The organism is Diaphorobacter sp. J5-51, from assembly GCF_001023515.1.
In the GTDB taxonomy this organism is placed as follows: domain Bacteria; phylum Pseudomonadota; class Gammaproteobacteria; order Burkholderiales; family Burkholderiaceae_C; genus Diaphorobacter; species Diaphorobacter nitroreducens.
Genome location: NZ_JSYI01000132.1, coordinates 1 through 9,460, shown reverse-complemented (window position 1 = coordinate 9,460; position 9,460 = coordinate 1). Strand labels below are relative to the sequence as shown.

Here is a 9,460-nt window from a genome sequence, read left to right as displayed (position 1 = left end):
CCCCCCCCCGTTCTGAAGGACTTGGGCATGGGAGCTGGCCAACATTTGACGCTGGAAACCACGGCTGACGGCAAGATCGTGCTGACAAAGAAGCGCAAGTACATATTGGCCGACATGATCGCGCGGTGCGATCTGAAGGCTGCGCCGCCAGCCGATTTGGTTTTGTGGGGCGTTGCACGTCCTGTGGGCGGCGAGGTGCTCTGATGGCGGTTTTTGATCGAGGCGACATCGTGAGCGTTCCCCTTGACCCGGCAATGGGTCATGAGCAGCGGGGCACGCGGCCCGCCCTGGTTCTCACGACCAAGGAATTCAACAAGCTCGGAGATGTGCTGGTGGCCCCCATCACGCAAGGAGGCGACTTCGCACGTTACGCCGGTTTCGCCGTGTCGCTTGCGAGCACCGGCTGCAAGACCCAAGGTGTCGCCCTGGTGAACAAAATCCGCATGCTCGACCTGAATGCCCGCAAGGCGCGCAGGATCGAGCGTGTCCCCCAAGGGGTCATCGATGAGGCCCTTGGGCGCCTAGCGGCTTTGTTGGACTGAGGGAGGACGAATCGTGTCAGCAGTCGTTCTCTTGGCGCATTCAAACAAGGTCGCCAACGAGGTCATTTCGACCGAAGTCGCTACCGACGAGTACGCCATCAAGGTGTTCCTGGACAGCTTCGCGCGCAAGTCCCCGCACACGATCCGCTCCTACGAAAAAGAGTGCCATCGCTTCCTGCTATGGCTCAAGGCCACACGTCCCGCCGCCCCCGCCATGCTGCCCGCCGTGGCGGTGCAGGACATCAACGACTACCTGGCGTTTTTGGAACAGCCTCGCCCCTTTGCCGACGACTTCCTCACGGCACACGGTTGGACGCATCAGCCATTCCGCAAGCCACTCTCCGAGGCCAGCATCGCCCACTGCATCACGGTATTGCACAAGATGTTTGCCGCCATGCGCGAGCTGCGCGCTGCAAGGGATGAGCCCTACTGCAAGTTCAACCCGGTCAAGTTGGCACACCAAGGGCAGTCCGGGGCGAAGGACGAGGAAGCAATTGAGCAGGCGTTGACACCCCTGGAGTGGGATGCCGTGCAGGAGGCCATCGAAGCCCTGCCCCGCGCGTCAGAAAAAGACCTCAAGCACTACCACCGGGCACGCTGGATCTTCCAGCTGCTGTACCGTGCATTCCTGCGCCGCGAAGAAGCCGCCAGCCTGACAATGGGCAGCTTCGAAGCATCGCCTGGGGGATGGATCATCCGTGTAGTGGGCAAGGGAAACAAAAAGTCCAGGATCATCGCAACGGCCAAGTTGATGAGTGAACTGCGCGTGTACCGCCAGTCGCTGTGCATGGCGCCCCTGCCCTCCCCTGGCGATACCAGGCCCGCGATCCTGGCCGTCACAGGCGAGGACAAGGGCATCACGGCACAGGCCATCTACCTCATTTGCAAGGTGATCTTTGGGCAAGCGGCTGATTTGATGGCGGCGCGTGGCGAGAGCGCGGCAGCAGCCAGGCTGCGGGAGGCCACACCGCATTGGATGCGCCATACCGGCGTGACGCACTCAATGGAGGCTGGCGTCAATCCGCGCTATGTGCAGGCCCAGGCGCGGCATTCGAGTCTCAATGTGACGGCGCGGTATGACCACAAGGAACAACGGGCTTGGCGCGAAGGGATGGATGCGGTTTAGGCGCCTAAACGTGTCATCTGAGTACAAAAAAGCCCGCATCAGCGGGCGTTCTTCTTGGATGAGGACACACCCAACGAAAGACTAGTACCTGACAAATGCCCCCGAAACACCCCAAGATTTGGATACGCTAACGTCCTGCCGCGAGAACGTGAATCCGGCACCAGTCTTTGCCTTAGTGGCCTTGAATGAATAAACCTCGTTCATTATTTTGGATTCACAATTCGTGAATTTCACTTCACCGTAAATTCCCAACGAATCTACGGTTTTGACTGCGCCGCTTATATCACAACCATTGTCAGCGCGCATGGCTATTCGGCCTGTTTCGTCAATGGCACCCCACATGCGCCCCGTCCACCAGTATAGATTTTCACTGCTGGCGGTGTAATTCATGTTCACCGTTGAGACCCACTTGCCAACCAGTGGCGCAGCGGGATGAGCCTCTAACGGTTTTTCCTCGGCGACTGAAGAAAGTGGAATGCAGAAAACAATAGACGAGATAGCCGCACACTTGGCTATATGTCGAAATAAATACAGATGCATGATACTGAATATGTGGTTCACCGATCGCTAACTTTGACCAGTTCCCAGCGATAGCCAGGCGGCGCTTCCGGTACTTCCCTAGCCGTCCCAATTGGAGACTGAAACCTGATCCGGGCCTCAGTTAGACCAATTCGTACACCAGCCGCAATGATCCGCGAGAAAAACCAATAGGTGAACAACAAACTGGCTAAAGTCACGGCAATGAAAACAGCCACGGAAAATACTGCAAATTGATCCATACCGACTCCTATGTTTCTAGTGAAAGACGTGAAGACCTAGCTTCAGCGCGCCTCAAAATGGCTCGCTCCATCGCATCCGGGTTGTAGCGAAACCAGCGGTCAGCCCATTCCCTCGCACCATCAATTGCTTCCCTAAGGTCATCCGGATGAAACATTTGGACGACCTTATTCATGTCAGATGCTGCGGAAAACCCGCCCATCGTTCCTCCTCCGGCTTGGGCCAACTTGACGCTCACTGACTGGCCAAACGAGCGATCAGACATGACCCCCAGATAGTTCCGCGTGTAGTCCTCTGGGATCTCGACACGCAAGGCAAATGACAGTCCTACTGGGATACGGCCACTGGTATCAACACCAAGGATTCGACACTCCCTGTGTAGTCCGTAGACCTTTCTCTGCTCTGCCAGGACGAAGCCGGCTGCGAGAGCGTCTCTTGCTGTTTTGAAGGTGTGCATCACCAGCAGTATGGCGATCCAACCAACGCTTTCGGAATGAAGACGATGCAGAACGTGGCGTATTTCGTTGACGTGCGCAAAGAAGCAAGCCAGCGTGCTAGACAGACAAACACTGCAGAAGTCGCTGCATTTCACGGCAGCCACGAGATGGTCATCGCATAGATTAGTTAGTGGCAGTGCACGCTGCCACTGCAGGTTGCGCCTGCGCCAGCCATCCATTCATTGCCGTCTTATTGGAGTGCTTAGGAAGCTTTAATCGGTAATGTCAAACAGGTAAAGAAAATGACCCTCAAAACATATCACGCAATAATCACGCAATGCATTGTGGTAGGCATCCTATCAGGCTGCGGAGGCGGTAGTAAAGATGACGCCGTAAAAGCAGAGTTTAGATGCGAGGCGAAAACGGTGGCAAGCATGCATATCTCAAAAAATATGAAATGTCTTCACCAAGGTGATGCTGTCATCGACCAGTTCACATTGGATGTGATTAAAGAGAACAGCACATCCACTGAGGTGATCAATTGGGCGCCACCAATCGAAGAAACGTTAACTCAGTTTGGCGACAATGTGCTTACAGATAAGAACAAATATAACAAAGTGACCGCCTATAAACGTTTCATCTGTTTTACTAATCTGAATAAAACAGGTGTGCGAAACTTCGGGCAAATGGCCAACCAATTGTTGTTGGGCGATTTCAAGAATTACTATACAGAGATTGTTGGAACAAAGCTGACGGGAGTAAATATATATTTTCAACAAGCAAGCGGTGAAGCTGATAACAATTGCGATCCGACGAAATATCCGATTGTAATCAATGCTTCCACTGGGGTTGTCGAGTCAATTTCACCGAGTCTACTTCGTTAGTTCACACTCAAACCAATGGATACCCGCCCGATCCAAAGAAAGAGCGGGTTTTCTTTTTTATCCCAACGACTTTACAAACCGGGCTAGTGTCGGATTACGCAGTTTGCCACTTGCCGAAGATTCACCATCAGTCAGTGGAGGACTCATCACACCACGATGGTGCCGCCCTAGTAGCTGAACAGCAGGAGTAAATTCGGCTACTGACTCGTCTGAGGAGGGAGTGCCCTGAGACCGACGCACCTCAAATTTTGGCAAAGACGGTTGTGGAATGGGCGTTGTCGCTTCTGCTTTTACTTTTGCTTGGCTCATGACGGGCGACACGAGCCCACCTCGACTAAACCCAAGACCCAGCGTTGCCAATACCCGCATCCGCTCCGCGCGAGCACGCGGGCTAACGTTCGCAAACTCTGCAAGTAGCTCTGGATTGGCGTCAGTCAAGATGACGACTACGCGAATATCATCACTCATGGAAGCCCCTTTAGATATGATCTTCCAAGTAACGCCAAAGGCCGGATGCTCCGGCCCCTAAGCGCTTCCCGAACAAAGACTATGCGTAGGCACCCATAAGCCAAAATCCACGCGCCGGAGAAAACACAGGATCCTTCGGCATCACGACCTTGAGTTTGCTGAACGCTTCACGAACCGCCTTTTCGAAAAACGTTGCTCCGCCACCAACCATCACAACCACATCAGGAGAAACGCTCTCGATGCGCAGCGATTTCTGGATTGCATCAGCCGTCACGGATGCCATAGCTTCGCTGGCCTTTTTGATATATAACTCGATCTGAACACGCTGCCCCATGATCAAGATCGAGGATTTGTTGTTGCGCACTGCATTTTCCAAAGACTCTGTACTCGGCGTAGCACCATAGTCTTCCGCGATGAACCGCGCAGCCTGCTCCAGCAAGACTGACGAAGCTTTCAGGCTAGTGCCACTCGATTGACGCTGCAACTGGCCATTGCTGACAAGAACCCAATCCAGAGAGAAGAAGCCAGGATCGACAACCAGCACGCGTGCGTCATCATCGACCAAGAATCCGGTTTTCTCTTCATCCTGCTGTTCGATATAGTCAAGAAGACCACCAACGGGCTGGGCCAGCACCTTCACCTGGTTCACATTCACAGACCGTTTCGGAGTGATCTGGTGTTTGCCAACGAACTTTTTCTCCAGTTCCGCGCGCTTGGCTGGGTCGTTGAACTGCGACACAGGCAAACCAGTTACCAAAACATCAATCTCGTTCATCCCCGACATCAGCATCCCGGCGTGCATCAACGCCTTGTAGGAAGGTGTTTTGGAGTAATCCGCATGCAATGAGCGTTCCCACATTTCTGCGCGATCGGATGACACGCCAGCAATGAAAGGCTGATCATCAACCAGAACATGCAAGAAATCGTCTTGCGCCCGACCATCGAAGCGAGAGCCAAACCGGTCGGATGGCGCTGCGCCTGCTGGGCGCAATGCAGTGGTCACGTCGCCATCGGTCGAGCCGTAGGCAATCTTGAGATTCGAATAACCAATATCAATTCCGAGAATGTTCATCATGCGTCCAAACAATCAAATACGACGCAACAAGTCTAAAACAACGTCTGGAACGATACACGCGCGAAAACAGCCAGTTATTGTCCTGTATACCGCTAGTGATCTAACGCAAAGGTGCTAGACGAGCAACACAGCACCGCCTGAGAACCGCCAGTGACATTTCGCCAGGTGCATCTAGTCCCTTTGTCAGAAGCGAATGCTCATCGTCGTGGGGCCACCAAGTCAAGCACCACAGATTGACCACGGCTGCTATAGCAGCCGCTGAGATAGCGGCGCGGCTGAGATGTCTGCGGCCTATCGCGCAAATTGCATTCTGATTGGCTGCATAGAGCAGCCGCTGAGATAGCTGCGCGGCTGATGGATTCGAACACCGATGAAAGTGAAAAGCGCCGATCCCTGCTGCATATTGCAGCCGCTTGCATAGCAGCGCGGCTGATACTCTCGTCTTTCCCAACGATCCACACAGCCGCGCAGCTATCTGAGCGGCAGGCAATAAGACAGCATCGCAGCCATGGAATACAAGACCGCACACGAAGCCACACTGGACGCCCTGGAGGGGTGCCTGAACGTGATCCACGACGAGATGACCCGCCTGGCAGACACGCACTGGACGCAGATCGAAGTCCACGAGAAGAAGGTCACGGAATGGTCGAACAAGAGCCAACTACGCCTGGTGATGCACCGCAAGGGGAACCACATCCAAGCCAAGTGGAACACCATCAAGTGGTTTGGCAAGAAGGGAGCCCGAAAGGACGTGAAGACCAGTATTCGCAAGTCAGCCAATGAAGACACCTACTCCATGGCTGAACTCAAAGCGAACGCGCGAGACTGGGAATGGGCAATGGTAGAGAGGACGGAACTTCAAATGGGACTGCTGCGAAAACAGGCCGGATTCATTGTGAAGGCGATAACTGCGATGCGCTACGCATCAATGGCTGGGCAGAAGTACGTTGAACAATATGGAGCGGAAGAAAATATCACCGACGTTGAGGGAGAAACTACGACCTAGTGTCACTGGTGGCGGCGAGGGTGGAAATGGAAGATCAGTCCTTTCCGCTGCAGACCGATCCAGCCTTGGCCTGCTTGTCTCAAAGTGGGGCAGCCCGATAACTTGTCATCGCTCCCCGCCAAGCGTGGTCTTTCAAAATATCGTCACGGTGAAACGTCTCACGGGGCGCATGGCATTCACGATGAATCGTGCGCGAAATGTTTTGCGCCCTTGTCCTTGTCCTTGTCCTTGCCCTTGCCGCCCAAGACTTCAATAGCGTGAATACACCAATCCCTTCCGTGATAAACCTACGCTTTAGAAATGGATTTTCACAGAAGTCTAGAAGTTGCGAAAGGACTTGCCGACTATGTGTACTGCGGAGTTACCAAACACCAGAATGTTTCCGGATGCCGTAACAAAAAGGGCAGAAATCATGGATTGCGAACTGCTTCATGGATGCGAGAACATATGTGAGAAAACAAAAGCGGAACGCCCCAAGTCTAAACCACGCCGCCCACGTTGTAGCAGTGACGGGGATGCTGTCGCGCTAGTTCTTACGCAAACTCACCACGAAATTGCGTTATTGCCATCCTGCAATCGAAATTCAAGCATTTTACTTCAAATTCATCCAAAACCGACTCGTGGAGATTCATTGGTGCAACTGTCTCGGGGGGAGGAGGATGTGCGGTAGCTGCACGCCAGACTTCGCTGTACAGTGAATCCTGCCTTGAACGACAGGAACACTGTTGGTTGTCTGCAACGAAACGACCAGCGGCGTCAGAGTAAAATATTCGCGCAAATGCACCAGACTGGACAAAAACCGCACAAAATCAGTGCTGCCTTCCCGTCCCCTGGCGTACTCGGAACATCATCGCAAAGACCGAGATCGCCACCCTGCTACTGACCGCCTTGCATAACCGTTTCTTGAGAAGGCACGCTCACCAAAACGATGGAGTCCAGGATTTTCCCGCAGAGACTTCTGAAATCACCTTCAGTGGATCGGGAAAATGCATTCCCAACGCACCCTGCTCTGCTCTCCCCGCGCGAATTTGGACGCGTTCTGAATGCAAGACATGCGACTACAGCCATCGGAGGAGATGCGGCCCCAAATGAACAATCCTTGATTCACGCCTATCCAATCTGCTTGGTGTGATTTCACGGAAACAAATCGCCCCCTGGCTTACACTCGCATTCTGAGCCTGCGTACACACACTTCGAATACCACCCTTGCCGCAGACAAGCGACAACGCCGCCCAGTCGGACATAGCTAGGCGCCGCCCGCACCGCACATCCATCGCGGCTGTTGAAAGCGCCCCAGCTGCCATCGCAAAGAATGTGACGTGCACGCGACATGCGGCCCTGAAAAGCGTCAACAAACGTCCTGTTTTGGGGTGATGGGTCAAGTTATAGACAAATAAGTAAAAACAAGCACCCCATCAAACGCCAAAAGCCTGTAAAGTCGGAGAAACATCTTCTAGAGAACCAACAGGGAAAGAACAATGCCGCATCAAGACAAACCACCCTATTCGTCCCTGGCACGCGGTTTCATTGAGGAAACGGTCGCAAAAACCAACGGCTGGACAGTAAAGCGGCACGATGCCACGGCGCTGGATCAAGAGCCGATCTACCTCTACGCACACGACGTAGAGACCTCATTCACCTGGATGGCACGAGTGAACATCGACGGATTCGTCGATGCCATCAACCACATGTCCAAAGAGCCGCAAGAGGCTCAGATGATCATTGCGGCGCATCTTGGCGATGCCATCGAAAACCTGGTGGATCAACGCCTGCAATCCACGACCCTGGCAGCCGTAGGCGTGTCGGAAAAGCTTCTCATGGGCACCTCGGACAAATCGCAGCCGGGTCTGTTCGATCTGCTGACGCTGCATGCGGGATCCACCGAAGCCGTTTTCGAAGAAGGCCTGCTACAGGCTGGCGGACACTTCCTCGTGTTGCGCTACCCGAACCCTGACGAAGAAGGTGGCGCCTACCTGCGCTCGATCTTGCTTCCCGCAGAAGTTGACGGGGTGCGCGGCGTACTTGGCGGCGACAAACTGAAATCGATACTCGCAGCGATCATCCGGACAGATATGGAAAACGCGCCGGAACTGAGAGAAGGCCTTGGCGATTACTAAGATCGGATAGAAACACGGTGCCAATGCGTGGCTTGCTTGCCAGTGTGTGCGCTCTGTGCATGAGAACCCCAGATACCTCCGGTTTCAACGCAATCGCGGCGCCCACTCAAGCACGTTGATGATCTTCAAATGAGACACAAATCGACGTTTTTCCATTTGGTTTTGTAAAGCTGTACAGCGAAACTGATCCTGTAAATAACCCAAGATAAGCGCCGCACGGCGCTTTCTTTATGTTCTAAGGGATCAATGCATGCGAGCAATGACGAAACACCTGCAGGTGGCCGGAGCGGCAATCGCAGTGGGCGCACTTCTGACGGCCTGTGGCGGTGGAAGCAAGGATGAAGAGGAGTATGTTGCCAAGTACATGACCGGTACGGCTGTCTCTGGCGGGCCAATGGCAATGGCCAAGATCGAAGTGCTCTGCACCACCGGCAAGTTGGCTTCCACACAGGCGGACACACAAGGCAACTGGCAAATCGACATCAGCAAGGAAAAAGCACCGTGCGCGATTCATGCGAAGGGGATGGACGGCGTGTCGCACTACTCCCTCGCAACGGATGTAGTGAGCAACGTGAACGTCACCACGCTGACGGATCTGGCACTCGCGAACGCGATCGCTGCAGCGCCGGATGTGTGGTGGCACAACATCCAAACGCGCCCTGAGTCACTCAAAAATTTGAACAAGGGCAAGATCGACGGCGCTGCCAAGCTCATGCCAAAGAGCCTCGGGCACCCAGACCTGAGCGCGATGAATCCGGTCACCGGCTTGTTCAAGGCTGGTGATGGCGGGGTGCTGGACAAATCTCAGCAGGCGGTGCTCAATGCCGTCCTGGCGAGCGGCATTGACTACCGGGACGTGCTCAATACGGCAACCAGCACGAAGATGACGCTGCCACCTGCATTCGTTGCCGCCTACCAGGCAGCGTACCGTGGGACACTCGGCACCGATCAAAGCACCCCACCGGACACCGATTCAGGCAAATGCGTATTCCACGCGATGGCGGACACGATTCCATGCTGATGGCGGA

General features: G+C 54.2%; 11 protein-coding genes. 7 read left to right on the top strand and 4 right to left on the bottom strand.

Annotation, left to right across the window (positions count from 1 at the left end; genetic code table 11):
* The 3 genes from OX89_RS16670 to OX89_RS16660 form a co-directional block, all read left to right on the top strand.
* The coding region (locus tag OX89_RS16670; RefSeq protein ID WP_084002086.1) for a ChpB-ChpS toxin-antitoxin system antitoxin at positions 1-204 on the top strand (204 nt) is incomplete at its 5' end.
* Entirely contained in the window at positions 204-542 is a 339-nt protein-coding gene (locus OX89_RS16665; protein WP_047351455.1) for a type II toxin-antitoxin system ChpB family toxin, read from the top strand. The genes OX89_RS16670 and OX89_RS16665, both read left to right, overlap by 1 nt.
* Positions 543-555: 13 nt before the next feature.
* Complete coding sequence (locus OX89_RS16660; protein WP_157497540.1) at positions 556-1,668, top strand: tyrosine-type recombinase/integrase; 1,113 nt, start codon at positions 556-558, stop codon at positions 1,666-1,668.
* Positions 1,669-1,749: 81 nt separating this feature from the next.
* Here OX89_RS16660 and OX89_RS18755 read toward each other — a convergent pair whose 3' ends face one another.
* The 3 genes from OX89_RS18755 to OX89_RS18745 are packed head-to-tail and all read right to left on the bottom strand — an operon-like array spanning position 1,750 to position 3,046.
* On the bottom strand, positions 1,750-2,208 hold the full coding sequence (locus tag OX89_RS18755; protein WP_157497538.1) for a hypothetical protein: 459 nt from the start codon (positions 2,206-2,208) through the stop codon (positions 1,750-1,752).
* Between the two features lie 17 nt (positions 2,209-2,225).
* Positions 2,226-2,447, bottom strand: a complete 222-nt coding sequence (locus OX89_RS18750; RefSeq protein WP_157497536.1) for a hypothetical protein — start codon at positions 2,445-2,447, stop codon at positions 2,226-2,228.
* A gap of 8 nt (positions 2,448-2,455) precedes the next feature.
* A complete protein-coding gene (locus tag OX89_RS18745; RefSeq protein WP_157497534.1) occupies positions 2,456-3,046 on the bottom strand; it encodes a hypothetical protein in 591 nt (196 codons plus the stop codon).
* A gap of 138 nt (positions 3,047-3,184) precedes the next feature.
* Here OX89_RS18745 and OX89_RS18740 point away from each other — a divergent pair, with 138 nt between their 5' ends.
* Entirely contained in the window at positions 3,185-3,766 is a 582-nt protein-coding gene (locus OX89_RS18740) for a hypothetical protein (protein WP_157497532.1), read from the top strand.
* 547 nt (positions 3,767-4,313) lie between these two features.
* On the opposite strand, the gene OX89_RS16655 is transcribed toward OX89_RS18740, so the two are convergent.
* Positions 4,314-5,309: a ParM/StbA family protein gene (locus tag OX89_RS16655; protein WP_234305591.1), complete on the bottom strand. Its 996-nt coding sequence runs from the start codon at positions 5,307-5,309 to the stop codon at positions 4,314-4,316.
* A 508-nt stretch (positions 5,310-5,817) separates the two neighbouring features.
* Between OX89_RS16655 and mobI the strand changes: the two genes are divergently transcribed.
* The 3 genes from mobI (at position 5,818) to OX89_RS16640 (ending at position 9,453) form a co-directional block, all read left to right on the top strand.
* Positions 5,818-6,315, top strand: coding sequence for a conjugative transfer protein MobI(A/C) (gene mobI, locus OX89_RS16650; protein WP_047351453.1), 498 nt, complete (start codon positions 5,818-5,820; stop codon positions 6,313-6,315).
* 1,478 nt (positions 6,316-7,793) lie between these two features.
* A complete protein-coding gene (locus OX89_RS16645; protein ID WP_047351452.1) occupies positions 7,794-8,432 on the top strand; it encodes a hypothetical protein in 639 nt (212 codons plus the stop codon).
* Positions 8,433-8,691: 259 nt separating this feature from the next.
* The gene (locus OX89_RS16640) at positions 8,692-9,453 is read left to right on the top strand and encodes a hypothetical protein (RefSeq protein ID WP_047351451.1); all 762 of its coding nucleotides are present in this window, start codon (positions 8,692-8,694) and stop codon (positions 9,451-9,453) included.
* The last annotated feature ends 7 nt before the right edge of the window (positions 9,454-9,460 follow it).

Coding starts and splice junctions, on each gene's coding strand:
- OX89_RS16645 (WP_047351452.1), top strand. CDS start 7,794: ATGCCGCATCAAGACAAACCACCCTATTCGTCCCTGGCACGCGGTTTC.
- OX89_RS16640 (WP_047351451.1), top strand. CDS start 8,692: ATGACGAAACACCTGCAGGTGGCCGGAGCGGCAATCGCAGTGGGCGCA.
- OX89_RS16655 (WP_234305591.1), bottom strand. CDS start 5,309: ATGATGAACATTCTCGGAATTGATATTGGTTATTCGAATCTCAAGATT.
- mobI (WP_047351453.1), top strand. CDS start 5,818: ATGGAATACAAGACCGCACACGAAGCCACACTGGACGCCCTGGAGGGG.
- OX89_RS18755 (WP_157497538.1), bottom strand. CDS start 2,208: ATGCATCTGTATTTATTTCGACATATAGCCAAGTGTGCGGCTATCTCG.
- OX89_RS18740 (WP_157497532.1), top strand. CDS start 3,185: ATGACCCTCAAAACATATCACGCAATAATCACGCAATGCATTGTGGTA.
- OX89_RS16665 (WP_047351455.1), top strand. CDS start 204: ATGGCGGTTTTTGATCGAGGCGACATCGTGAGCGTTCCCCTTGACCCG.
- OX89_RS18750 (WP_157497536.1), bottom strand. CDS start 2,447: ATGGATCAATTTGCAGTATTTTCCGTGGCTGTTTTCATTGCCGTGACT.